Raw genomic sequence first — 23,650 nt, 5'->3', positions numbered from 1 at the left:
GTCAGCTCTCAATCCCGAGCAGATCCAGGATCCCGCACACCATCGTCAAGGGATGCGCAGGACAGCCAGGCACGAACAGTGTCGGTTTGAATCGCTCGAGGAAGCTGCGCTCGACACCCGCCGCATTCTCGAACAGGCCGGCGGAGATCGCGCATGCGCCCACGGCAATGACGATCTTGGGCTCCGGCATGGCATCCCAGCAAAGCTGCAGAGCAAGAGCCATGTTGAGTGTGATGGGGCCGGTGAGGATCAGGCCATCCGCGTGGCGCGGCGAAGCGACGATGTCGATGCCGTAGCGTCCAATATCGAAGTTCACGTTCGTCAACGCGTTGACCTCCAACTCGCAGCCATTGCAGCCGCCTGCGGAAACGGACCTCAACTTCATCGAGCGGCCGAATCGCCGGTGCAAGGCTTGCGACACCTTCACGGGGTCCGGACGCGGCCGAGCCTGACTGATCACCAATCCGTCTCGAGATGTGGCGGCCAGTTGAAACTGGCTGGAGTACGAAATCTTCTTCGAGGGACAAACCGGCGCGCAGTCGCCGCACATGATGCAGCGCCCCAGATCGATGCGCACAGGGTCCACATCGATCGCCTGAGTGGGGCAAGCGTCGGCGCACCTGCGGCAATCTGCTTCGCAGAGTTCCTTGCCAATGACGGGCAAGCCGCGAAAGCCCACGGGATCCGCCTTGCGCGGGTCTTTGATGTATTGGGAGCCCTGCGACACCCTCACGGCGATTGACTTGAGCACGGGTCCCTTACAGATCGTTTCCGCAATAGGAAAGATCAAAGCTCTTGTTGCAGATCGGAAAGTCCGAGATTTCGTTCTCGCGCAGCGCCAGCGCCAGGCCGTACCAGTTCTGCATCGACGGGTCCTGGACCTTGTAGTGCAGCAAGCTGCCGTCCTCGCCGGTTTCGAGGGCCTGGATCACAGGTCCGCGGAACCCCTCGCGAACGGAGACGCACAGCGTCCGCGGCCACAATCGCCCTGGTGCGGCGGCCTGGTGCGGCGGCAAAGCAAGATCGGGCACCTGCAAGGCCTTTGCAATCCATCGGGCGGAGGCTTCCGCCTCCCTCATGCGCAACCTGAAGCGCGCCCAGCAGTCGCCGGTGTCCTCCACGAGCGTGGGAACAGGATGTGCGGTGTACAGCTTGCCGGGCAGACGCGAACGCGTGTCGAACGGCAGTCCGCTCGCGCGTGCCACCAGGCCAGTGAGCCCAATACCGCGTGCCGACTGGGCATCGACGGTGCCTACGCCCTGGAAACGGGCCTTGACGCTGCGGGCACCGAGCATGAGATCGTTCACTTCGGCCATGTCCTTCAACAGGCCAGCGATCGTTTGCACCAGGTCCGCGCGCCGCGCATCGTCGATGCCAAAACGCGCGTCGCCGGGACGCAGCCATCCCCGACCGAATCGGCTGCCGCATGCGCGCATGGTCGCATTGATGATCGCCGTGCGCAGCCTGCCATACGTCGCGCCGCCCTGCAGGAAGGCAATGTCGGTTGCCAGACCCGTGAGTGCCACGAGGTGCATGCCGATGCGCTCCAATTCGAGCGCGATACCGCGCACGATGTCCGTCTGCAGATTCACCTGGGTATCTGAGAGGGCCTCGACCGCCGCGCAGTAACCCCAGGCGTAGGCAATGGAAGAGTCGCCCACGATGGTTTCGACCAACGGCGCCAGGCCCAACGGATTGCGGCGCAGCAGCAAGGCCTCGACGCCGCGGTGCTGATAGCCAAGCTGGATCTCCAGGTGATGCACGGTCTCGCCGTGACACATGAAGCGGAAATGCCCTGGCTCGATCACGCTTGCGTGAATAGGGCCGACGCCGACTTCGTGGATGCCATGCCCGCGCACGTTGAAATACGGATGCCCGTGCATCTGCTGCTGGCGGGCGCCTTCGTAGCGTACGGGCTTCAGCCATGGATGGCCCTCGGGAACCAGGCCAGTCTGCTCCCACAACTCGCGTTCAAACATGTGCACGGCGGGGTGGTTCGACGTAAGCGCTTGGTAGCGCTGGTTGGGTACTCCATGCCCCCTCAGGATCTCAATTGAGCCGTGCTCTGGGAGCAAAACAGCCGTGGTGACGACTCGGCCGGTCCCATCCTCGCGTCCAAAGAGTGTCAGCATCCGGGCGCCTCGCGCGAGGGCCCGGTCGCAGCCGGCGACCCAATCATCCAGGCTCGCCGGTTCGATCTCCCGCGTCAGCCTCATGGCGACAGACGTGGCCTGCAACATCAATGGCCCCCGATTGATTGCGCCACGAGCACCAGCAAGCGGCTGACTGGCGCGGGCGTATAGATTCCCAGTAGCACCAGCGCGACCACGAAGCCCAGCTTGGGCAGTGCCGTCATCCAGTTCTCCTTGACCGCCGCGACATGCACCTCGGAACGGCCCCAGATCATGGGAAAGATCGATCGCCCCGTGGCGACGAAGATGACCGTGAGCATCGTACACATCACGGTGAAGGCGAGCAGGTTGCCGGCCTGCACTGTCCCTGACAGGATGAGCATTTCGGCCATGAAGCCACCGAACGGCGGAAACCCGAGAAGCGCGAACACACCCACCGTGAAGAGCCCACCCGAGAAGGGAAGGACGCGAATCGCGCCGCCGAGCGCCTTGGACTCGTTCGTGCGATAGACGGCTCGTAGCCGCCCGGCCGTGAGGAACAGCAATGCCTTGACGAAGGCGTTGCTGACGATGTAAAGCAGCACGCCGTAGGCCGCCGCCTTGCCCACCGACAGACCGATCGCAATAACCCCCGAGGAGCTCACGCAGGCATAGGCGATGAGGCGCTTGTAGCTGCGGGCGGCCATCACCTGAACAGCCGCCACCAGCAGGGACAGGCAGCCCATGACCAACAGGATATTCATCACGAACGCGATGTCATGCCCGCGAAACACTTGCAGGATCCGCAAGACGGCCACCACACTGATGTTGAACTGGACCGCGGCCAATAGAGCGCTGGTGCTGGTAGGTGCGGCTTCGTAGGTCTCGGGCAACCAGCTGTACAACGGGGCCAGCCCGAGCTTGCTGCCAAGGCCCAGCAGCATCAACGCAAGCCCGAGCCGCTGCCAGCCATCGCCTGGTGTCGCGAGACCCTGGGACATTTGATCCAGGGCGAAGTTGATTTCGAGCCCATGAAGTTGGGCCGAGCGTGCCAGACACAAAATACCCAGAAACGTCAGCGCCAAGGCCATGCTCGAATAGAGCATGTATTGCCAAGCCACCCGCCGGGGCCGCAGCGCAACTCCTTGCGCCACGAGTGGCACGGCGCAAAGCGTCGTCAATTCAACGAAGGCCCACAGGAGCAGCAGATTGTTGGACAGCGTGCCCAGGTTCATCGCAACCATGAATGCCAAGGAGAGCGTGGCGCGGCTCCCGATGGTCCGCGCGAGGATTGCGGAGGTCCGAATTCGCGACCACATGTACACGCTGATCCCCAGGAACACGAGGTTGATGACCAGCAGAAACAGCATAGACGTGGCGTCGAGCACAAAGTAGCCTTGAGCGAAGTGCACTGGAAGTTCGCCAATGGGCGTGCGCACGAAAATGGTCACCCAAAGGACGACCGCGCCCAGCGCGACGAGCACCAATGCCGAGCCGAGCCATCCATGGGCGCTCGGCTGGAAAGCAGGGTCGCGCGTGGGCGCGGCAAGCGCGCCGCTCACGCGCGTCTCTCCTGGTGTTCCCGATCCCCGCCAGCTGGCAGCGGATCGGGTGTTCCGATCAGCCAGGCGCCGACGGCCACGGTGAGCACGTAGACGACGCCCAGGGCGGCATGGATCGGCAGGGGCCAGGGCTGCGGGGATAAGGACTCAAACAGGACCAGCGCGTTTTCCATGAACAGGACCGCTACCAGCTGCGCCCCCGGGGACTCGTTCGTCGACAGCACCAGCAGCGCCATCACCACCGTCGATCCAACGACCCCGAGTGTCAACGTGTGCGGATCGGCCCCGGCGGGCGTCACGAACTGGAACGCGAGCACAAGCAGGGTGATGCCGACCGCCCACGCGAACAGATTCGAAGGCATGAGGTCCTTGCCGGCATCTTCGTGCCTGGCGATGGCACGGCTTAGCAGCCAAGGGACCGCCACCGCACGCACCAGGAGGACTTCGCCGACAGCCAGCAGAGTGTGAGCCGAAAACTCCGCGTGCCGCCCGATGGTCCAGGCAAGCGCGACAGCCTGCGCAACGAGCCAGAAAGGTGCGGCGTTGATCTTCGAAAAGAAGATCGGCAGCACGACCGCCGCGAGAAACAGGATCAGGGCGGGCGTCAATTTCTGACTCCCGCCATCCATGCGGTGGCGCCCAAACACGTCAGGGCCACCAACGAAGCCAGCATAAGGTAGCGCGGCACATGACGCAGAGGCAACCGGGCCGTGAGCGACTCAACGCAACCGATGGCCACGGCGACGCCGACCATGAGCAAGATCGAGGACAGCACACCCAGAACAGGCGACCCCGCGATCTCGAATGGATTGACCACTGCGGCGATCAATCCCGCGTAGGTGGTCATCTTGACGGCCGAGGCGAATTGCATGGCGGCAAGTTCGGGGCCGCTGTGATCGAGAATCATCACCTCGTGAACCATGGTCAGCTCCAGGTGCGTCAATGGGTCGTCGACGGGAACCCTGGAAGCCTCTGCTTGCAACAGCACGAAGAGGACAAGCACGACCGGGGCCGCCAGCACCGGGAACAGCGCGCTCGCGTGCAGATGTCCCAGCAGCCCGGCGAAGCTGGTGTGCCCCGTGGCCACGCCGGCTGAGCCGATGAGCAAGAACAGGGCCGGTTCGATAAATGCCGTGAACGAAGCCTCTCGCGCGGCACCCATGCCTTCGAACGCGCTGCCTACATCCATGGCGGACAGCATGAGGAAGATCCGCGCCAGGCCCAGCGTGTAGGCGAACACGATGAAATCTCGTTCGAACTGCAGCGGGGAGACGTCGCCGAAGATGGGCGCGATCACTGCAGCGAGCAGCGACGCAGACAGGACGACCCACGACCCCGCAATGAACAATGGCGTGGACACGACGCTGTAGACCGGACGCTTGTGCATCAGGCGTTGGAGGTCCCAGGCGAACTGAAGAAGCCTTGGGCCCTTACGCCCGGCCCATAGCGATTTTGTCCGATTCACCACCCCGACCATGAGCACCGGCATGGCGAGCACTGCGAGGACATGCGTCGTCAGGAGCAGCCCCCTCATTGAAGTGGGCCTCCCGACAGCAGTGCCAGCCCGGCGATCACCAGAATTGCCACCAGCGCGGCAGCAAAGCCCAGGCGGGGATCGTCCTCCTTGAGTCGGGAGGACATCTGCGCCGCCGAGGCGTCCCCATGATTGATGACTGAGTAGAGCCGGCGCTCGACGGCGTCCACGCAGTCGGTGACGAGATAGCTGTCATCCGGGAAGTACCCCGCTGGCGCCTTGCGCCGGCGCAGCAGGACCATCACGCCGCGAAAATATTCGCTGAAATCGGCTGAGAAGCCCGCCCCTGTGTACTGCATGCGTGGGTTAACGGCGGTGTAGCCGCAGCCCCAGGTGACGTGGCGCTTCCCGGGGGCGGCCACGGCCCTGTATCGCAGCCACACCAGAACCATGACCAGCAGGGCCAGACCGCCGGAGATCAGGCCGATTCGGGTGAGTGCGGCGGCAAGCCCAGGCAGCACGTTGGCAGCAGCCGGCAGGCTTTGCTCCAGCGCTAGCTTGACGGGCCACTCCACGAGCGCGACGCCCAGGGCAGGGACGACGCCAAGCAAGACGACGCCCAAGGCATGCAGCCCCACCGGCACCAGCATCCACCGGCTTGCCTCTCCCGAACTCGTGATCTCAGGGTCGCGCGCAGTCCCCAGGAAGACGACGCCGAATGCGCGTGTGATGCTCAAAGCGGAGACTGCGCCCACGAAGGCCAGCGCCGCCCCGGCCAGGCAGAGCGCGACCTTGGCGCCGACTCCGATCGCCTCGCCGGTGAACAGGCCCGAATAGATCACGAACTCGCTCGTGAAGCCATTGAGCGGCGGCAAGCCGGAAATCGCGAGTCCGCCCAGCAGGAAGCTCATGGCTGTCCAAGGCATCAGCCGCGAAATGCCGCCCAGCTTTTCCATATCCACGGTGTGTGTGGCCTGGTACACCGCACCCGCGGCGTAGAACAGCTGGCACTTGAAGAATGCGTGGTTCAGGATGTGCAGAAGGCCGCCGCCGAACCCGAACGTCGCCAGCACTGGGTTCTTCCACGCCAGCCCCAGGCAGCCGATGCCCAAGCCGATGCCTGCGATGCCGACGTTCTCCGTGGACGAGTACCCCAGCAGGCGCTTCAGGTCACGCTGGCCGACCGTATAGAGCGCGCCCACGACTGCCGACAACGCCGAGAACCCGATGAGAAACCAGCCCATCCACTCGTCGGGCGTGCCGATGAGGATGACAAACCGGACCAACGCATACAGCCCTGCCTTGTGGATGACACCAGACATCAGTGCCGAGACATGGGCCGGTGCGGCTGCATGCGCGCGCGGAAGCCATGAGTGGAAGGGAAAGAATGCCGATTTGAGCGCGAAGCTCGCCACGAGAAGCAGGAACACCAAGTCGCGCTCGCCGCCCGGATGGTCGCGCAACCACTCGCCGAACGCAGCTATGGACCAGGAGCCCGAGTGGGCGTAGAGGATCATGAATCCGGCGATCAGGAACACCAGGCCGATATGCGTGGAGACCAGGTAGTTGAATCCCGCGAATCGGACCTTTTGATTCGTGTAGTCCCAGATCACCAACAGCCATGCAGCCAGCGCGGCCACCTCCCAGCCCAGCAGAAAGATAAGGGCATGATCGGCCGTGTACACCAGCACAAACGCAAGCGACGTCAGATTGAGCAGCGAGAAATGCACGCCCAGATGCCGCTTTGAGCCGAAGTGGGAGCGAAGATAGCCCACGGCATACACGCTGCCAAGGAACGTCATCGGCAGTGACCACGCCAGGAAGAAAGCGCCCAGCGCATCGAGGCGCACGCTCAAATTGCCGATGGGATACGCCCATGCCAGCTGACCCGCCACCGGCGGGCCTCCGAACAGCACACCCACAACCGCTTCCCCGATGGCGATCATCGCCACCAGCTGGGTGATGAGCGCAATGGCCGCCTGTAGCGCACTTCGCATCGGCAACAGACAGGCACCCGCGCCCCACAACAGCACGAATACGGCGACGGACAGTGCGGACATCTTTTGGCGGGCCTCTACCGGATTGCCGCCACAGGTTCGCCCCAGGCCAGCTTGGTGGCGTCCTCGTTGAGCGTGCCGATGTCCTTGTGGTTTGTGGCGTAGACCCAGCGCCGCCAACCGGTCGGCCGCGCATGAGCGTGGGATGGGTTGCCCACGTGGGCATGCGCGTGATTCGGCGAACTCATCTGACCCCTCCAACTTGTGCGCTTGCCTTGGCATTCGCGACCGGATGATGCCGGCGCGTCGTGGGCCGCAGGTCTCTCAGGAAGTGCGATGCACCAAGTTGAAATTATATGCTAATGAAATGATGCTGAAACTTGCATTGAAGTCGGCGCTCGGCGCAAGGGCCTTTCCGCCCCTGGCGGATCTGGAAATCGCGGGCTTACTAAGCGGCGGCGCGCGGGTTTGAACTCTGCAGTACGACCGCTATACTCCGCACGCGTACGGGCTGCTCATGGTGCCCGGTGTACCGACCCCGCCAAGGAGCCCAATGAACAAGCACTTGTTGTCGTTTGCCACATGCGCCGGGCTCCTGCTCATTGCCCCGGCAAGTGTCGCGGCCGTGGAGTACGTGAGGATCTGCACGCTGTATGGCGCCGGTTTCCATTACGTGCCCGGAACGGACACCTGCACCAACACCACCACGGGCGACACGCGGCAGCAGACGGAGGGCGGAACCTGGCGCTCGCTGGTGCCGTACCCGGAGGGCAAATGGGTCACAACGCCGCCGCTGCTGGAGTGTTTGCCGGGACGCACCGTGACATTGGGGACGTTTTCGAGCAATGACTTCTTCCTCAACGCATGGCAGCGCATGCAGACGCGCACCGTCCCCGTGCCCGTGAACCGGGGCGAATTCGTCTCCAAGGTCATCATGAGCGGTGGCTTCTCCGATCCGCGCTTGCTGAACCGCCGTGGCACCAACGGCATGGACGGTCTTTGTGTGCGCTCTGTCGACCCGACCGAGGTGCAGAACATCGGGAATGGATCGATCAGCCCGCCCTTCGGCAACGGCATGCTCCCCATCGGCTGTGTCGCGAATTCACGAATCCTCAACATGCCGGCGGCCTACGCTGTCAGCGCGACGGCCGCTTATCCCAACATCGATTCCTTCTACATCGTGGACGGCAATCAGTCATTCGTCAGCGGGCCGTACACCTATGGCACCGGGCTCGTGGTCACGACTGACTTTGGCAGCCCGTCGTTTCAGCGTTTGATATACAACGATGCGCGCGTGGCAGCCAGCAGGCCTCTCGCCGGAAGTGTCACGGTGTCGGTGTGCATCCAGCCGGGCGTGGCGCGCTGAAGCCGGTCGAAGCGCTGCGAAGCCTCGCCGCGTTTCGCCCATCGGCGTCGGCGATGGTGATGGTCGTCTTGCTGGCGCTCACTGGTTGCGCGTCGTTCCACTCACCAGCCTGCACGGGTGAGGAGCAGGCTTTCATCCAGGACTCGCTTTACTTCGGCACGGCCAAGCCGGTCGGGATTGTCACGCCGGGCGAGTGGGCCGATTTTCTGAACAAGGTCGTCAGTCCGCGCTTTCCGCAAGGCTTGACCGTTTGGGAAGCGGCCGGCCAATGGCGCGGCGGGGACGGCGCGATCGTTCGCGAAGCGTCCCGCGTGCTCAACCTGCTGCACCCGGATGACGCCGCGAGTGAGAAGGCGGTCGTCGAGATCGTTGTGGAGTACAAGGCGAGGTTCCAGCAGGAAGCGGTGCTTCGCGTCAAAGCCCCGGCCTGCATTTCCTTTTGAGGGGAGTGCAATGCACATCGTGGTCGGTCCATGAGCGCCATCGCATCGGCAATGCTGCGCGCTGTCTTCGTGTCGGGTTTGGCCTTGGCGCCTGGCTTGACCAGCGCCTGCAGTCCTTTCGTCGAGGTTCACGCTTCCGGCACCTCAGCCACGCTCCGCCCGGATGCGTCGGCATTCGAGCGCTGCACGATCGACGAGCCCACATACCGGCGCGTGGTCTCCGAATGGCTACGCAGCTGGCCCGCCGGAATTTCGGCGCTGTCTTTGGGACGCGCCGTCTCCTATCCGTGGCTGTCCGCCCACATCGCCGACTCGGCGCTTGCGGCACCCGGCTGGGCTGCGCGCATTTCGCGCGCCAGGGGAGGAGAGCGCGATAAGCTCGCGGCGGACGTGCTGGGCGACCCGGCGCTTCTGCGCCGGCTTGCCGTTGCATTCGAGGGCACGCCCTACGCGGTCACACGGGTAAGCTTCGAGAAAATCCTGTTCGGCAGGGCCGACGAGCATTCATCGGGCAGGAACGCGGGCCCTGTGCTCGTGCCGTTCGACGCGCAGCTATGGCTGCGTATTTCAAGCAAAGAAAGGAACGCCATGCCGCTCGACATCTTGGGCCTGTGGGACTACAGCAAGCCGGCGCTCAGCGAGCAGCGGTTTCGCGATGCCTTGGCCACAGCGACGGACGACGAAGCGCTGATCCTGCAGACGCAGATCGCCCGCACCTGGGGGCTGCGCAAGGACTTCGTTCGCGCCCGCGAGATCCTCGCATCGATCGGCGAACCGGTGAAGAAGGCCTCGGCAGAGGCGCAGGTCAATTACCTGCTCGAGTTGGGCCGCACGTACGCGTCTCCGGCCCACCCCAAAGCGTTGTTGACGGCCGAAGCCAGGCAGCAGGCACGATCGCTGTATCTGCAAGCCTTCGAAACCGCCAGGCACGCCCAACTCGATTACCTGGCCATCGATGCGCTGCACATGATGCCGATGGCCGACCCTGACCCGAAGGCGCAGCTCGAATGGGACCTGAAGGCGCTGGACTACCTCGAGGGCTCGTCGCAGCCGGCGGCAAAAAAATGGGAAGCCTCGCTGCGCAACAACGTGGGCTATGCCAAGCACCTGCTCGGGCAATACGATGAGGCCCTGACGCAGTTCAAGCTTTCGCTTGCCGCGCACGAACGCGCGGGCAAGACCAAAAACGTGCGCATCGCCTACTGGATGATCGCGTGGACGTTGCGGGCCCAGGGCAAGCTCCACGAGGCGATCGACATCCAGCTGCGCCTGGAGCGCGAGTGGGAGCAGGCCGGCGAGCCGGATCCGTATGTGTTCGAGGAGCTCGAGCACCTGTACCGCGCGGCAGGTGATGCCACGCGTGCAGATGCCTACGCGGCGAAGCTCGCCGCATCGAAGAAGTGACCCCGTCGTTTCGCGCGGGCTCCGCGGCAGACGCCCTGTGCATCGGTATGCTCGGCACGCACGTGTTTCTGGACACGTACGCGCCGGCCGGGATGCGGGCTGCGTTGGCAAGAGAGGTCGTTGAGCACTTCGCGCCAGCGAAGATCGAATCCCTGCTGGAGGACGAATCGACAGAGTTCATCCTGGCAGAGAACGATGGCCACCTGGTGGGCTTCGTGCAAGTCACACACGGGGCGCGTCATGCGCTGGTGTCGCATGGGGCGACATCGGAGGTCAACAGGCTGTACGTGCACGAACGATTCACCGGCCAGGGCATCGGCAAGGCACTGCTGCGTCGCGCCGAGAAGTCGGCCGCAGCGCGCGGCGCCGATGCCCTGTGGCTCACGGCCTGGGTCGGCAATGCCCGGGCCATTGGGTTCTATCCGAAGCAGGGCTACGTCGACGTGGGCGCAACCGACTATGTGTTCGAGAACGATCACTACGAGAACCGGGTCTACCTCAAGGTGTTGGGCTGATCATGGGCGCATCTGTCCGCCTTGTCCTGCTGCGGCCGATCGACGAAGCCGAGTTCCTCGCCGCCGTGGCGCGCAGCCGGAAGCTGCACGGCCCCTGGGTTTCGCCGCCCACGACGCGCGCGGCGTTCCAGGCATTGGCTGCGCGCTCGCAGGGGCCCAACAACTTCGGCTTTGCCGTGCGTGACGCCACCACGGATGCGCTGGTCGGCTTCATAGACATCACCAACATCGTCCGCGGCGTTTTCTTGAGCGCCTATCTCGCCTACTACGCATTCACGGGCCACGAGCAGCAAGGGCTGATGCGGGCGGGCCTGCGCCTGGCTGTGCGAAAGGCGTTCACTGAACTCAAGCTCCACCGGCTCGAGGCCAACATCCAGCCCGGCAACCTGCCGTCGATCGCGCTGGTGCGATCCTGCGGTTTCGAGCAGGAAGGCTACTCGCCGCGCTACCTGAAAATTCGCGGCCGCTGGCGCGACCACGAGCGCTGGGCGATCGTCGCGCGCTGAGCCGGCCACTGGCAAAATCGCGGCATGCCCCAGTACCGCGAGACCGATGTTGCCTTCGAAAACGCCCGCGCCGAAGATGCAGAAGCGCTGGCCGCGCTGCGCGTTGCAGCCATGCGCGAGAGCCTGGAGCGTATCGGCCGCTTCGACCCCGTGCGGGCGCGCGAGCGCTTCCTGGGCGGGTTCGCGCCTGAGCACACACGTCACATCGTGGTAGCGGGCGAGCGCGTCGGCTTCGTGGTGGTCAAGCCGATCGAGGACGGCGTGTTGCTGGACCATCTCTACATCGCACCGGCGTTTCAACGGCGCGGCATTGGCGCGGTGGTGCTGGCCGGCGTGTTCGCGCAAGCGGATGCGCAGGCAAAGCCACTGCGAGTCGGGGCATTGCGTGGCAGCGACTCCAATCGCTTCTATCAGCGGCATGGCTTCGAGTTGGTGGAGACCTCCGAGTGGGACAACTATTACGCCCGAGCGTGTCGCGACTCGGCTGCGGTTTCCCTCGAACCGCAGCTCGCTTCCCACGCGGACGAGATGTTCGAAGTCCTTTGCGATCCCGCGGTCTACGAACATGAGAATGAACCGCCGCAGTCCCTGGAGTGGCTGCGCCAGCGGTTCGCGCGCCTGGAAAGCCGGCGCTCGCCTGATGGCCGTGAGCAATGGCTCAACTGGGTGATCCGCCTGCCGTCCTCTGAACTGATCGGCTACGTGCAGGCGACTGTGCATGCCGATGGCAGGGCCGCCATCGCTTACGTTCTGGGCAGCCGGTACTGGGGCCGTGGCCTGGCACGCCAGGCTGTGGAAGCGATGATCTCTGAACTGGAGCGCAGCCATGAAGTGCGCACTCTGTCGGCAGTGCTCAAGCGCAGCAACACGCGTTCCCTGAGGCTGCTGGAGCGCTTGGACTTTGCTCCGGCGTCGGCCAGCCTTTACAAGCCGCTGGAAGTCGAGCCCGATGAACTGTTGATGGTGCGCGATCTGCGCGCGCGTTAGACAATCCTGCAACCAGGAGATGAGATGCCTTCCAACTCCGATGCTTCACTCGCGCGTGGCGCCTGCCTGTGCGGCGGCGTGTCCTTCAAGGCCGGCCTGCCACCCAAATGGGTCGCGCATTGCCACTGCACGCGCTGCCGGCGCGCGCACGGCAGCGCCTTCGTCACCTGGGTGAGCGTGGGCTCGGCTCAGGTGGAGCTCGACGACCCGGTGCAACTGCTGCGCTGGTATGACGCGCCGGAAGGCGGCAGCCGCGGGTTCTGCTCGACATGCGGAAGCCCGATGTTCTTCAAGGCACCGGCCTGGCCGGGCGAGCTGCACATCGCCCGAGCGCTGTTCACCGACCCCGTCGGCCGTGAACCGCAGGTCCATGCGTACTTCGACACCCATGTCGACTGGGTGACGCTGGGCGATCACTTGCCGCGCAAGCCGGCGCCGGGCTGAACGTGCTGCCGAACGAGCTCGCCACGCGCCGTCTGCTCCTTCGTGCACCGCAGCCTGCGGATGCGCGCAAGATATTCGACGCCTATACGCAATCGGCAGAGGCGGCGCGCTACATGGTCTGGCGCCCGCATGCGGCCGTGGCGCAAACCGAGGCCTTCATCGCGGAGTGCATCGCATTGTTCGGCGAGGGCGCGCGGTGGCCGTACATCCTGGCACTGCACGATGCGCCTGATGCGCCCATCGGCATGCTGGAGGCCCGCGCATCCGGGTACACGGTGGACATCGGCTACGTCCTGGCGCAGGCGTACTGGGGCCGCGGACTGATGCCCGAAGCGGTCGATGCACTGGCCGGAGCAGCGCTTGCTGTGCCCGCGTTTTTTCGTTTGCAAGCCACCTGCGACGTGAACAATCGCAACTCGGCGCGGGTTCTGGAAAAGGCCGGGTTCACACGCGAAGGGCGGCTGGAGCGCTTCGTCGTGCACCCGAACATCAGCCCTGAGCCCGGGCCCAGCTACATGTACGCACGATGCCGATGAACTCCACGCGTGTCGAGGACCGAATAATCGTCGCGCTCGACTTCGACAGCGCGGCCGCGGCGCGCTGCCTGGTGGAGCGGTTGGGCGAGCACGCGTCGTTTTACAAGATTGGCTTGCAGTTGTTGACGGCCGAAGGGCCCGCCGTGGTGCGGGAACTGATCACCGCAGGAAAGCAGGTGTTCCTGGACCTCAAGCTGCACGAGATCCCGAACTCGGTGGCCGGTGCCGTCGCAGCTTGCGGCGCCCTGGGCGTGTCCTTCGTGACAGTGCACGCTTCCGGAGGTTCGGCAGTGCTGCGTGCCGCCGTGGATGCTGCCCGGCCCTTTCCGCAGCTGCGCGTGCTGGCGCTCACGGTGATCACCAGCCTGCGGGACGAAGATTTGGCTGAGATCGGCGTAGGCGCGACGGTGAAGCAGCAGGTCCTCCGGCTGGCGCAGCTTGCGGCGCGAGCCGGTTGCCATGGCGTCGTCGCCTCGCCCCAGGAAGCCGCATTTTTGCGCCAAGCCCTGCCGCTCGACATGTTGATCATCGCGCCGGGCACGCAAATGCCCGGCGAGAAAGGCAATGACCAAGCGAGAATCGCCACGCCAGTCGAGGCCCTGCGCGCCGGCGCGACGCATTTGGTCGTGGGCCGCGGCGTGACAAAGGCGCCTGATCCGCTCGCTGCGTTCGTGGCGATCTGCGACCACTGCAACAAGTAAGCCACGCGGGCAACCACCATGCCCTACCGATTGCTCGCCGATGCCGTGCTGGCGCTGCACGTGGCCATCGCGGCGTTCGTCTTGCTGGGTCTCATCGTGGTGGTGGCCGGCAATCTGCGAAGGTGGGGCTGGGTCAACCGCCTGTGGTTCAGGCTCGCCCACCTGGCTGCGATTGCGGTCGTTGTCGCGGAGTCATGGTTCGGGATGCTGTGTCCGTTGACCACGTTGGAGATGTGGTTGCGCGCCAAGGGCGGCGGCCCTACCTATGCCGGCGGCTTCATCGAGCACTGGCTGCAGTACTTGCTCTACTACGATGCGCCGGGTTGGGTGTTCACGCTCGTCTATTCGCTCTTCGGTCTGGCCGTGCTGGCCACATGGTGGTTGTTTCCGCCGCGGCGCAAGCGCTGATACTCAGACCCAGCCGACCCATCCCAGCACCGCGCCCGCGCCCAGCAGCCACAGCAGGTGGATCCTGGTGCGCCAGACGATGACGGCGGCGGCGACGGCCAGCAGCCAGATCGGCCAGTTGCGCGTCACGTAATTGCTGCCCGTAGCCAGGATCCAGCCCGTTGCGACGAGGAGTGCGATCACGATGGGTGCCATGCCCTGCTTGAACGCGCGCACGCCGCGCAGCTCGCGGTTGGCGTGGCCCCAGGTCGCGGCCAAATAGGTGAGGGTGGTGCTGGGGATCATGATGCCGACCATGGCCACCGTCATGCCGAACAGCGCAGTGGGCAGGCCGCCCGCGTTCAGGCCGACGTTCCATCCCATCAAGGCGACGAACAGAACGTTCGGGCCCGGCGCGGCCTGCGCGATGGCGATCGATGCGCTGTATTGCGGATCGGTCAACCAGCCCTTGCCGTCGACCAGGAAGCGGTGCATGTCCGGCGCGGTGGTGATGGCGCCGCCCACCGACAGCAGCGACAGCGACAGGTAGTGCACGAACAGCGAGAGCCAGTCGGCGCCGGTCATGGTGATCGTCATGCGCCCGCCTTTCCCATCTTGCGGTAGGTCAAGACGCATGCGAGCCCGCCCAGGCCCAGCAGCACGTAGGCGAGCGGCCAGCGCAGCAGCGCGATGGCGGCGAAAGTGGCGATGCCGAAGACGGTGCAGGCCGGCACACCCAAAGGATGCTTCTTCAATGCGCTCATCAGCTTGAGGCCGGTGGCCGTGATCAGCCCCGCCGCGACCGCGCCCATCCCGCGCAAGGCACCGGCCACGTGCGGGTTGTCCGCGACCTGCGCGTACACCAGCGCCAGCGCCAGCACGACCAGCAGCGGCACGGCCAGCATGCCGGCCAGCGCCGTCATGGCGCCGCGCAATCCGAAGTAGCGGCCGCCGATCATCAAGGAGAGGTTCACCACGTTGGGTCCGGGCATGATCTGCGCCACGGCCCATTCCTCGACGAATTCTTCGCGCGTCATCCAGCGCTTCTTCTCGACCATCTCGCGCTGCACCACCGCCAGCACGCCGCCAAAACCTTGCAGGGCCAGCCAGGTGAACGACCAGAACAGGTCACCCAGGGAGCGCGGCTGGGGGCGTTGTTCCGCGTCGGATGCGGGGGCCGGAGGCAAGGAACTCATGCAGCGATTATCGTCCCGTGTTTGCATGCTTCCCGGTCAAAACTGCCGGGCCCGCGAGGGGCAGAAAGATATCCGTCAGCAAGTCGGCCGGCCGCGTGTCGCGCGGATTGTTCAGGTACTCTTCGAAGACCGGCTGATCGGCTGCTTCCAGGCCCGACTGCACCAGCCAACTTCCGTAGAGCCACTGGTAGGCGGCGCGCATCGTCGAATAGGGGCCGCGGTGACGCAGCACGGCGCAAGGGCCGCCGCCCAGCGTGAAGGGCATGAGCGGCGGCTGCGCCTGCGCGCCCGGCGGCAGCGACAGGCCGGCGCGCGAGCTGAGCTGCTTCTCGGGAACGGCAAAAGGGTCGTCGTCGTACACCGCCATCCAGCGCGCCTCGGGCCGCGCCAGGCCCTGCGCGGCCAGGCGCATGTAGGCGGTTGCTAAGGCCTTGCCGACCAGCATGTACGAGCCTCGATGGGCAATGCCCGCCAGTTGCACAGCGGGCACGTCGCGGATGTCGACGGCGTAGCCGGCGGCCTCCGGCTGCGCCTGTGCGGCGTGGAACACTGCGTGGCTGCCCTGCGCGCGGTACTGGGTGGGGCTCATCGCATAGACCGAGCGGAACGCGCGCGCGAACGACTGCACATTCGGGTAGCCGCACTTGCGCGCCACGTCGGCTATGGCCAGCGGGGTGTTGGCCAGGTAGCCCGTGGCCCGGTGCAGGCGCAGGCGCCGCACGGTGGCCGCGATGGTTTCACCGTGCAGGGCGTGGTAGACGCGGTGCCAGTGGTAGGGCGAGAGATGGGCCACCTCGGCCAGCCGGTCCAGCTCGAGCGGCCCATCCAGGTGGTCGTGGATGTACGCGATGACGCGGCCCAGCCGCTCCTGGTAGTCGGTCCAGCCGTGTTCCCTGTTCATGCGATGGCAGCTTCCCTTTCGATACCGATGAGGATATCGATCTCGCCGCCGGGCCGGTAGCGCTCGACGTCGGCGATGAAGGTCTTTGCCAGGTCGCCCTGCTGCCAGATCTCCTGCCACGTGGCTCCGACGAGGTCGAAGCGGCCTTTTTGCACGGGGAACACGGCGCGAAGCGAGGCCGGCACCACCACCCGTGTGAACCCTTGCGGCACGGCGGCCGCGGCATCGACCGGCACGCCGAGCACCAGCGAATAGAGGCCCTGGTTGTTTTGCCCGGCGTTCTGGAAATGGGTGTAGACGGCGTAGACGTCGCCCGACTGCTTGCCCGCGATGCGGCCGGAAACATCTTCTTCGGTAAAGCGCTTCCAGTGCAACGGGATGGTCTGGAACGCCTCTTCGTTGGTGGTTCGCAGTTCGATGCCGATCACGTGAATCGCTTGATCCAGGTCGATGGTTTTCATGAGGGATCCTTCGTTGATGAAGGCTCCAATCTACGGCCGGGGGCCTGACAATTCTTGCGCAGTTGGCCTGAGCGTGGCCAACCACAGACCGGCCGCGATCAGGCCGAGCGCGTACAGTGCCACCGGCTGCAACGGCTCGTTCAACCAGGCCCAACCCAGCAGCGCGGCCGTCAGGGGGTTCAGGGCGAGGAACACCGTCACGCGCGTTGGCGACTCGTGCTTCAGCGCATACAGCCACAAGAAGTAGCCGATGCCGCTCGACACGCCGATGAAGCCCGTTGCCGCCCAGGCCTGGCCGCTGAACGTGAATACGCGTGCCGGCCATTGCTCCCCCAACGCAAGCATCGCGAGCACCACCACCGACGACGCCATCGCGAATGCGGACACCGGGACCATGGGGTAGCGCTGCAGGTAGGGCCGATAAAGGACGCTGCAAAGCGCGCCGGTGCAAGCGGCGCCGGCTACCGCGGCCTCGCCCCACCAATGTGCCGCTTGCGCCTGACCCAGCTTGGGCGCCAGCGAGAGCGCCACGCCGGCGATCGACAGGAGCACGCCCAGCACCAGCGGCGCCGTCACGCGCTCGCGCCCCAGCACGGCGCCAAGGGACAACGTGAGCAGGGGCAGGAGGCTGAAGATCAGCGCGGCCTGCGCCGCGCCAACGTGGCGCAGCCCGAAGTTGAGAAGGGCGATCAGCACGCCGAACTGCCCGATGCCGAGTGCCGCCATCGCGAGCAGGTCTGCCGCGCGGCTTGTGCCGACCGCGGGAGGCCTTGACGCTCCTGGCGCGGTGGATAGCGACATCCATGCGAACGGCAGCAGGCAGGCGAAGCCGATTGCATAGCGCAGCATCGCGAGCGTCAGCGGCGGCACCTCGGCCACCGCGAACCGCGAGGCGACGATGGCAGCGCCGACCTGCACGCCGGATGCCGCGGCGGCGAGCAGGGCAAGGTTTATAGCTTCAGCTCCCAGATTTCGCCGACCAGTTTCTGGCCGTACGCGTTGTTCGCCTCGCTCTTCGTCAACTCGAAGCCTCGTGCCTTGTAGATCGCCCGGGCCGCATCCAGGTTGCTCTGTGTCCAGAGCATCATCTTGCGATAGCCCTTGCTCCGCGCGAATGCGATGCACTCGTCGGTGAGCCGCGCGCCCAGTCCGTGGCCGCGCGCGCCGGGCGTGAGGATCAGCAGGCGCAACTGCGCCACGGTGGCGGAACGCCGCACGACGAAGACCGAGCCCACACGCTCGCCGTCGATCTCGGCTATCCAGCCCTTTTCCCACGCCGGGTCGAAGTTCATGATGAACTTGCCGGCGATCTCCGCCACCAGGCCTTCGAACTCCTGGGTAAAACGGTACTCGCGCCAGTAGATCTCGGCGTGCTGCATCACGACCCAGCCCATGTCGCCCGGGCGCGGGTCGCGCAAGAGCACGGTGCGGCTGGCCGCGCGTTGCGGTTGCGGATCCAGCAATTGCTGCACCGCCGACATCGCATCAATCAGCTGGTCGCGCTTGGGCGCGGGCAGGGCGGCCAGCAGGGCGGCCGCCTCGTCCCGCGACTTCTGCTGCAGCGGCGCGAACGCGGCATGCCCCGCGTCGGTCAGCCGCAGCAGGCTTTGCCGGGCGTCTGCCGGAGAAGGGACGCGGGCAAGCCAGCCGCGCGTTTCGAACCGGCGGAGGATGCGGCTCAGGTAACCCGCATCCAGCGCCAGGTCGCGACCCAGTTCGGCGGCGGTGGGCTGGTCACGGTGCGCAAGCTCGTACAGCACCCGCACTTCCGTCAGGGAAAACTGGCTGCCCAGGTACGGGTCCAGCACGCCGATGCGCTGCGTGTAGAAGCGGTTGAAGCCACGCACGGCCTTGACTTGGGCCGGTGCGACAGGCGGGGAATCATCCTTCATATCTGACATCGTCATCCGATTGCTTGCCGAAGTCAAATAATTAACGACTTCCCATCCGAGGCTGAGAAACCCATAATGCAAGCTCATCCTTGGGGAGGAGATTCCAATGAGCCAAACGGCCACACCCGACAGCGCACCGTCGCGCCGCGGATTCCTGCATTCCATCGGCAAGCTCGCGGGCGCGGGTGCGCTCTACGAGACCATGGTCGCCATGGGCATGCTGCAAGTGCCCACGGCCTGGGCCGGGCCCGCTGCGCTTCCCGCGGGCCACGGCAAGGGCAAGACGGTGGCCATCCTCGGCGCGGGCATCGCCGGCATGGCCGCCGCCTACGAGCTGCAGAAGGCCGGCTACCGCTGCATCATCCTGGAAGCACTCGACCGACCGGGTGGGCGCAACTTCACGGCCCGTCGCGGAACGCGCGTGGTGGAAGACGCCGGTCCGCACGGCCGCACCGTGCAGACCTGCGCTTTCGACGAGGGCCTGTACATGAACCTCGGGCCGGCGCGGCTGCCGTTCCACCACCCGCGCCTCATGCACTACTGCAAGGAATTCGCCATTCCGCTCGAGGTGTACGTCATGTCCACGACGGCCAACCTGTTTCAGACGGACAAGGCGTTCGGCGGCCAGGCCATGCCGCGCTTTCGGCTGGGCAACGACAGCGACAGCCACATCGCGGAACTGCTCTCCAAGGCGGTGAACCAGGGCGCGCTCGACACCGGCCTGACCCCGGACGACCGCAAGCTGTTCCTGGACATGCTGCGCTCGTTCGGTGACCTGCCCTCGGCGGGCGGCGGCGGCATCGTGGGTTCGGAAACACCGCGCAACGGCTGCCTCACACCGATGACGGTGGAGGCCCTGTGCACCGGCAACCCGCGCCTGCCGCTGCCCGAACTGCTGAAGTCGACCTTCTGGCAGTACCGCTTCAACCAGCCGCTCGACGGCGAGTGGCAGCCCAGCCTGTTCCAGCCCGTGGGCGGCATGGACAAGATCGTCGACGCTTTCGTCAAGCGCATCGGAAAGATCCAGTACAACGCCCAGGCCGTGGAGATCGTCAACAAGCCGGATGGCGTGGAGGTGGCATGGCGCCACCGCAAGACCGGCAAGGTCTCGCTGGTGCGCGCCGACTATTGCCTGTCCAACATGCCGCTGCCCAAGCTGGCCGCGATCAAGACCAACCTCTCGGACGACTTCAAGAAGGCAGTGGAGTACGCGCGCATAGGCGCCTTGTACAAGCTGGCGTGGCAGGCCAATCGCCGGTTCTGGGAAGAGCCGCCCTACAACATCTTCGGGGGCATCAGCTATACCGACAGGCCGATCACGCAGATGTGGTATCCCTCGAACGACTACATGAGCCGCAAGGGCATCATCGCCGGCTCGTACAGCTACCTCGACCAGGCCGAAGCCTACGGCCGCATGACATTGGCCGAGCGCATCCAGGCCGGGCGGCGTGACGCGGTGCGAATGCACAAGGAGTTCTCCAGCGAGGAGTTGGTGCCTTCATCCAAGGCGGTGAGCATCGCGTGGAACCAGGCCGAGGGCCAGAGCGGCGGCGTCGCCTTGTGGGATCCGCACAAGGCGGACGACAACCGCGCCTACCAGCGGCTGCTGGCGCCGGACGGCCGCTTCTTCGTGATCGGCGACCAGGTCTCGCCGCTGCCCGGCTGGCAGGAAGGGGCTTTTCTTTCCAGCGAACACGCGGTGCTGCAAGTCACCGGCAAACGCCCGACCTTGGTGTCGGAACTGGAGCGCTCGCCCGAGACGCGGCGATTGATGGACTGGGTGGCCTGAGGTTAAACCGTCATGCCGCCCGACACCTCGATCACCGCGCCGTTGACGTAGCTGGCCTCGTCGCTGGCCAGGAAGCAGTAGACGTTGGCGATCTCTTCCGGCGTGCCCAGGCGGTGCAGCGGCACGCGGTGCTTCATGTCTTCCAGCACCTTGTCCGGGATGCTGTCCAGGATGTGGGTCTTGATGAAGCCGGGGGCGACGGCGTTGACGCGGACGCCTTTGGGGCCGAGCTCACGGCTCCAGGTCTTGGTGAAGCCCAGCACGCCGAACTTTGTCGCGGCATAGTTGGTCTGGCCGAAGTTGCCGTACAGGCCGACGACCGAGCTGGCGTTGAGGATGACGCCATGGCCTTGTTCGACCATGGTGTGCGACACGGCTTGCGCGCAATGGAAGACACCGCGCAGATTGACGTCGATCACGCGGTCGAACTGCTCGATGGTCATCTTCTGCAGCCGCGCGTCCTTGGTGATGCCGGCGTTGTTCACCAGCACGTCGATGCGGCCGAAGCGCTCCTTCACGCGCAACACGGCGGCGTCCACCATCTCGCGCTGCGTGACGTCCACGACGTAACCCTCGGCCTGCGCGCCGGCTTCGCGGCACTGGCGCACGGCTTCGTCGATGCCGGCCTGCGTGAGGTCCCAGACGGCGATGCTCGCGCCTTCATTCGCGAACTTCAGCGCCGTGGCAAGGCCGATGCCTTGCGCGGAACCGGTGACGATGCAGACTTTGTCCTTGAGTCGAGTGGATGTCATGGCAGGTGCGCGCGGCAAAAATCAAAGCCGCGAACATACCACGGCGCTGGCGGGGGTTTGCCGCGTCAGTACTGCGGCTGGTGCTTGCCAAGAGCGGCGTGGATCGCCGGCGTCACGGCGAAGCCGGGGCCATGCTTTTCCGCCAGCTGCGCGGCGCGCGCACAGAACGCTTCGATGCCCATGCCATAGATGAATTGCAGCGCTCCGCCGGTCCATGCCGGAAAGCCGATGCCGAAGATCGAGCCGATGTTGGCGTCGTGCACCGTGGTCAGCACGCCCTCGGAGAGGCAGCGCGCGGTTTCGACGGCCTGGCGGTACAAGAGCCTGTCCTTGAGCTCCTGCATGTCCCACGCGGCGCCCGGCTTCTCGAACAGGTTCTTCAGTTCCGGCCACAGGAATTTCTTCGCTCCTCTTTCCTCGGGATAGTCATAGAACCCGGCCCCGGCCGCGCGGCCGTTGCGATCGAACTCCTTCACCATCCGCTCCACCAGCAACTCCCCGGGCGTCGCGATGTAGGTGCCGCCCTCGGCCCGGTAGTCGGTGCGGGTCTGGTCCAGCACGTGGACGGACAACGACAGCGCGGTTTCATCGAGCACGGCGAGCGGCCCCACCGGCATGCCGGCCTGGATGCCGGCCTGTTCGACCACGGCGGCGGGAAGCCCTTCGCCGACCATCGCGGCGCCTTCCATCACGAAGGTGCCGAACACGCGCGAGGTGAAGAAGCCGCGCGAGTCGTTGACGACGATGGGGATCTTGCCGAGCGACTGCACGTAGTCGAAAGCGCGCGCCACGCTCTCGTCGTCGGTCTGCTTGCCGCGGATGATCTCCACCAGCTTCATCTTGTCGACCGGGCTGAAGAAGTGGATGCCGACGTACTTGTCGGGCCGCGCGCTGGCCTTCGCCAGGCCGCTGATCGGCAGGGTGGAGGTGTTGCTCGCGAAGAAGCCGCCGGGCGCGAGCATCGGCTCGGCCTCCTGAGTCACACGCGCCTTGAGCTCGCGGTTCTCGAACACAGCCTCGATGATGAGGTCGCAGCCGCGCAGCGCTTCGGCCGAATCGGTGGGGGTGATGCGCGCCAGCAGCGCCGCCTGGTCGTGCGGGCTCATCCTGCCCTTGTCGACGCGGGGCTGCGTGATCTTCGCGCTGTAGGCCTTGCCTGCCTCGGCCTTGTCGATCGACACATCCTTCAACACCGTGGCAATGCCGCGGCTGGATTGCGCATACGCGATGCCGGCGCCCATCATGCCGGCGCCGAGGATGCCGACCTTCTGCGGCTTGTATCTCGGCACGTCCTTCGGGCGCGACTGCCCGGACTTGATCGCGTTCATGTTGAAGAAGAACGTGTTGATCATGTTCTTCGCGACCGGGCTGGTGATCAGCTTGGCGAGGTAGCGCGACTCGATCCGCAGGGCCGTGTCGAAGTCGACTTGCGCGCCTTCCACCATCGCGGCCAGCGCGTACTCGGGGGCAGGGTACAGGCCGCGCGTCTTCTGCTTCAACACAGCGGGCGCCACGCTCAGCATGCCGGCGATCTTCGGGTTGCTGGGCGTGCCGCCGGGCATCTTGTAGGACTGTGCGTCCCACGGCTGATGGGACGGCGCCGTGCCGCTGGCGTGTTTGTCGATGTAGGCGAGGGCGGACGGGCGCAGCGCGGCGGCATCGGGCACCAGCTCGTGCACCAGGCCCAGCTCCAGCGCCTCGCGCGGGCCGAACAGCTTGCTTTCCAGGATGTAGGGCTGCGCGCCCATCAGGCCGAGCAGGCGCGTCATCTTGGTGATGCCAGACGCGCCGGGAATGAGGCCCAGCGTGATCTCCGGCAGGCCGAACTGGATCTTGGGGTCGTCGATCGCGACACGGTAATGCCCGATCAGCGCCACCTCCCAGCCGCCGCCCAAAGCCGTGCCGTTGAGGCAGCTCACCACCGGCTTGCCCAGCGTTTCCAACGTGCGGAAGTTCTTCTTGGTTTGCTCGATCCCGCGGAACACCTGCGGCGCGTCGGACGCTTGCAACCGCATCGTGCCCTTGAGATCGGCGCCCGCAAAGAAGGTCGTCTTGTTCGATGCCAGGACGAGGCCACGGATCGCGTCTTTGTCCTTCACCACCTGCGCCGTGACTTCGGTCAGGTCGTCTTGCCATTGCTGGCACATGGTGTTGACGGGCGAACCTTCCTCATCGAAGGTGATGGTGGCGATGCCGTCGGCGAGTTCGTACTTGAGGGTCTTCATG

26 protein-coding genes are annotated in these 23,650 nt (G+C 65.4%); 11 read left to right on the top strand and 15 right to left on the bottom strand.

Going from position 1 to position 23,650, the window contains the following annotated elements; all coding sequences use genetic code 11:
- Window position 1: 1 nt before the first annotated feature.
- The 7 genes from EEB15_RS07955 to EEB15_RS33615 all read right to left on the bottom strand — a co-directional run bounded on the left by EEB15_RS07955 (window position 2) and on the right by EEB15_RS33615 (window position 7,392).
- Window positions 2-679, bottom strand: coding sequence for a 4Fe-4S dicluster domain-containing protein (locus tag EEB15_RS07955; RefSeq protein WP_255466303.1), 678 nt, complete (start codon window positions 677-679; stop codon window positions 2-4).
- A 79-nt stretch (window positions 680-758) separates the two neighbouring features.
- A complete protein-coding gene (locus EEB15_RS07950; RefSeq protein ID WP_141509271.1) occupies window positions 759-2,240 on the bottom strand; it encodes an NADH-quinone oxidoreductase subunit C in 1,482 nt (493 codons plus the stop codon).
- The gene (locus tag EEB15_RS07945) at window positions 2,240-3,673 is read right to left on the bottom strand and encodes a complex I subunit 5 family protein (protein ID WP_141509270.1); all 1,434 of its coding nucleotides are present in this window, start codon (window positions 3,671-3,673) and stop codon (window positions 2,240-2,242) included. Before EEB15_RS07945 ends, EEB15_RS07950 begins: the two co-directional genes overlap by 1 nt.
- Window positions 3,670-4,281, bottom strand: coding sequence for a hypothetical protein (locus EEB15_RS07940; protein WP_141509269.1), 612 nt, complete (start codon window positions 4,279-4,281; stop codon window positions 3,670-3,672). The genes EEB15_RS07945 and EEB15_RS07940 overlap by 4 nt, the downstream gene beginning before the upstream one ends.
- Complete coding sequence (locus tag EEB15_RS07935) at window positions 4,278-5,171, bottom strand: respiratory chain complex I subunit 1 family protein (RefSeq protein ID WP_158290038.1); 894 nt, start codon at window positions 5,169-5,171, stop codon at window positions 4,278-4,280. Before EEB15_RS07935 ends, EEB15_RS07940 begins: the two co-directional genes overlap by 4 nt.
- 32 nt (window positions 5,172-5,203) lie before the next feature.
- Entirely contained in the window at window positions 5,204-7,207 is a 2,004-nt protein-coding gene (locus EEB15_RS07930) for a proton-conducting transporter membrane subunit (protein WP_141509267.1), read from the bottom strand.
- A 14-nt stretch (window positions 7,208-7,221) separates the two neighbouring features.
- On the bottom strand, window positions 7,222-7,392 hold the full coding sequence (locus tag EEB15_RS33615) for a hypothetical protein (RefSeq protein WP_158290037.1): 171 nt from the start codon (window positions 7,390-7,392) through the stop codon (window positions 7,222-7,224).
- Window positions 7,393-7,697: 305 nt separating this feature from the next.
- On the opposite strand from EEB15_RS33615, the gene EEB15_RS07925 reads away from it, so the two are divergent.
- From EEB15_RS07925 to EEB15_RS07880, 10 genes are read left to right on the top strand one after another with little or no spacing between them, the layout of a single operon-like run.
- Window positions 7,698-8,510 carry a porin gene (locus EEB15_RS07925; RefSeq protein WP_141509266.1) on the top strand — a complete coding sequence of 271 codons (813 nt, stop codon included), beginning with the start codon at window positions 7,698-7,700 and terminating at the stop codon, window positions 8,508-8,510.
- Window positions 8,483-8,953 (top strand): DUF3574 domain-containing protein, encoded by a 471-nt coding sequence (locus EEB15_RS07920; protein WP_233259395.1) that lies wholly within the window; start codon window positions 8,483-8,485, stop codon window positions 8,951-8,953. Before EEB15_RS07925 ends, EEB15_RS07920 begins: the two co-directional genes overlap by 28 nt.
- 30 nt (window positions 8,954-8,983) lie before the next feature.
- A complete protein-coding gene (locus EEB15_RS07915; RefSeq protein ID WP_141509265.1) occupies window positions 8,984-10,357 on the top strand; it encodes a tetratricopeptide repeat protein in 1,374 nt (457 codons plus the stop codon).
- Window positions 10,354-10,872, top strand: coding sequence for a GNAT family N-acetyltransferase (locus EEB15_RS07910; protein WP_199236480.1), 519 nt, complete (start codon window positions 10,354-10,356; stop codon window positions 10,870-10,872). The genes EEB15_RS07915 and EEB15_RS07910 overlap by 4 nt, the downstream gene beginning before the upstream one ends.
- A gap of 2 nt (window positions 10,873-10,874) precedes the next feature.
- On the top strand, window positions 10,875-11,378 hold the full coding sequence (locus EEB15_RS07905) for a GNAT family N-acetyltransferase (RefSeq protein ID WP_141509264.1): 504 nt from the start codon (window positions 10,875-10,877) through the stop codon (window positions 11,376-11,378).
- Between the two features lie 24 nt (window positions 11,379-11,402).
- On the top strand, window positions 11,403-12,365 hold the full coding sequence (locus EEB15_RS34580) for a GNAT family N-acetyltransferase (RefSeq protein ID WP_141509263.1): 963 nt from the start codon (window positions 11,403-11,405) through the stop codon (window positions 12,363-12,365).
- A 24-nt stretch (window positions 12,366-12,389) separates the two neighbouring features.
- Window positions 12,390-12,809 (top strand): GFA family protein, encoded by a 420-nt coding sequence (locus EEB15_RS07895; protein WP_141509262.1) that lies wholly within the window; start codon window positions 12,390-12,392, stop codon window positions 12,807-12,809.
- A 2-nt stretch (window positions 12,810-12,811) separates the two neighbouring features.
- The gene (locus EEB15_RS07890) at window positions 12,812-13,345 is read left to right on the top strand and encodes a GNAT family N-acetyltransferase (protein ID WP_158290036.1); all 534 of its coding nucleotides are present in this window, start codon (window positions 12,812-12,814) and stop codon (window positions 13,343-13,345) included.
- Window positions 13,342-14,046 (top strand): orotidine-5'-phosphate decarboxylase, encoded by a 705-nt coding sequence (pyrF, locus tag EEB15_RS07885; protein ID WP_141509260.1) that lies wholly within the window; start codon window positions 13,342-13,344, stop codon window positions 14,044-14,046. Before EEB15_RS07890 ends, pyrF begins: the two co-directional genes overlap by 4 nt.
- Window positions 14,047-14,064: 18 nt before the next feature.
- Complete coding sequence (locus tag EEB15_RS07880; RefSeq protein WP_141509259.1) at window positions 14,065-14,454, top strand: DUF2784 domain-containing protein; 390 nt, start codon at window positions 14,065-14,067, stop codon at window positions 14,452-14,454.
- Window positions 14,455-14,457: 3 nt separating this feature from the next.
- On the opposite strand, the gene EEB15_RS07875 is transcribed toward EEB15_RS07880, so the two are convergent.
- Genes EEB15_RS07875 through EEB15_RS07850 form a run of 6 tightly spaced genes read right to left on the bottom strand, consistent with a single transcriptional unit; the run spans window position 14,458 to window position 18,883 of the window.
- Window positions 14,458-15,030 (bottom strand): chromate transporter, encoded by a 573-nt coding sequence (locus tag EEB15_RS07875; RefSeq protein ID WP_141509258.1) that lies wholly within the window; start codon window positions 15,028-15,030, stop codon window positions 14,458-14,460.
- The gene (locus EEB15_RS07870; protein ID WP_141509257.1) at window positions 15,027-15,629 is read right to left on the bottom strand and encodes a chromate transporter; all 603 of its coding nucleotides are present in this window, start codon (window positions 15,627-15,629) and stop codon (window positions 15,027-15,029) included. The genes EEB15_RS07875 and EEB15_RS07870 overlap by 4 nt, the downstream gene beginning before the upstream one ends.
- Before the next feature lie 7 nt (window positions 15,630-15,636).
- Entirely contained in the window at window positions 15,637-16,530 is an 894-nt protein-coding gene (locus tag EEB15_RS07865; protein ID WP_141509256.1) for a GyrI-like domain-containing protein, read from the bottom strand.
- Window positions 16,527-16,991 (bottom strand): GyrI-like domain-containing protein, encoded by a 465-nt coding sequence (locus EEB15_RS07860; protein WP_141509255.1) that lies wholly within the window; start codon window positions 16,989-16,991, stop codon window positions 16,527-16,529. The genes EEB15_RS07865 and EEB15_RS07860 overlap by 4 nt, the downstream gene beginning before the upstream one ends.
- A gap of 30 nt (window positions 16,992-17,021) precedes the next feature.
- Window positions 17,022-17,933: a DMT family transporter gene (locus tag EEB15_RS07855; RefSeq protein WP_255466302.1), complete on the bottom strand. Its 912-nt coding sequence runs from the start codon at window positions 17,931-17,933 to the stop codon at window positions 17,022-17,024.
- A gap of 8 nt (window positions 17,934-17,941) precedes the next feature.
- Window positions 17,942-18,883, bottom strand: coding sequence for a bifunctional helix-turn-helix transcriptional regulator/GNAT family N-acetyltransferase (locus tag EEB15_RS07850; protein ID WP_233259394.1), 942 nt, complete (start codon window positions 18,881-18,883; stop codon window positions 17,942-17,944).
- 106 nt (window positions 18,884-18,989) lie between these two features.
- Here EEB15_RS07850 and EEB15_RS07845 point away from each other — a divergent pair, with 106 nt between their 5' ends.
- The gene (locus EEB15_RS07845) at window positions 18,990-20,672 is read left to right on the top strand and encodes an FAD-dependent oxidoreductase (protein WP_141509253.1); all 1,683 of its coding nucleotides are present in this window, start codon (window positions 18,990-18,992) and stop codon (window positions 20,670-20,672) included.
- 2 nt (window positions 20,673-20,674) lie between these two features.
- On the opposite strand, the gene fabG is transcribed toward EEB15_RS07845, so the two are convergent.
- Together fabG and EEB15_RS07835 are read right to left on the bottom strand one after the other, a co-directional pair.
- Complete coding sequence (gene fabG / locus EEB15_RS07840; protein ID WP_141509252.1) at window positions 20,675-21,424, bottom strand: 3-oxoacyl-ACP reductase FabG; 750 nt, start codon at window positions 21,422-21,424, stop codon at window positions 20,675-20,677.
- Between the two features lie 65 nt (window positions 21,425-21,489).
- Entirely contained in the window at window positions 21,490-23,649 is a 2,160-nt protein-coding gene (locus tag EEB15_RS07835; protein ID WP_141509251.1) for a 3-hydroxyacyl-CoA dehydrogenase NAD-binding domain-containing protein, read from the bottom strand.
- Window position 23,650 lies beyond the last annotated feature (1 nt).

This window comes from Ramlibacter sp. WS9 (genome assembly GCF_003797765.1).
GTDB lineage: Bacteria > Pseudomonadota > Gammaproteobacteria > Burkholderiales > Burkholderiaceae_C > Ramlibacter.
This window is presented reverse-complemented; position numbering and strand designations above follow the sequence as displayed.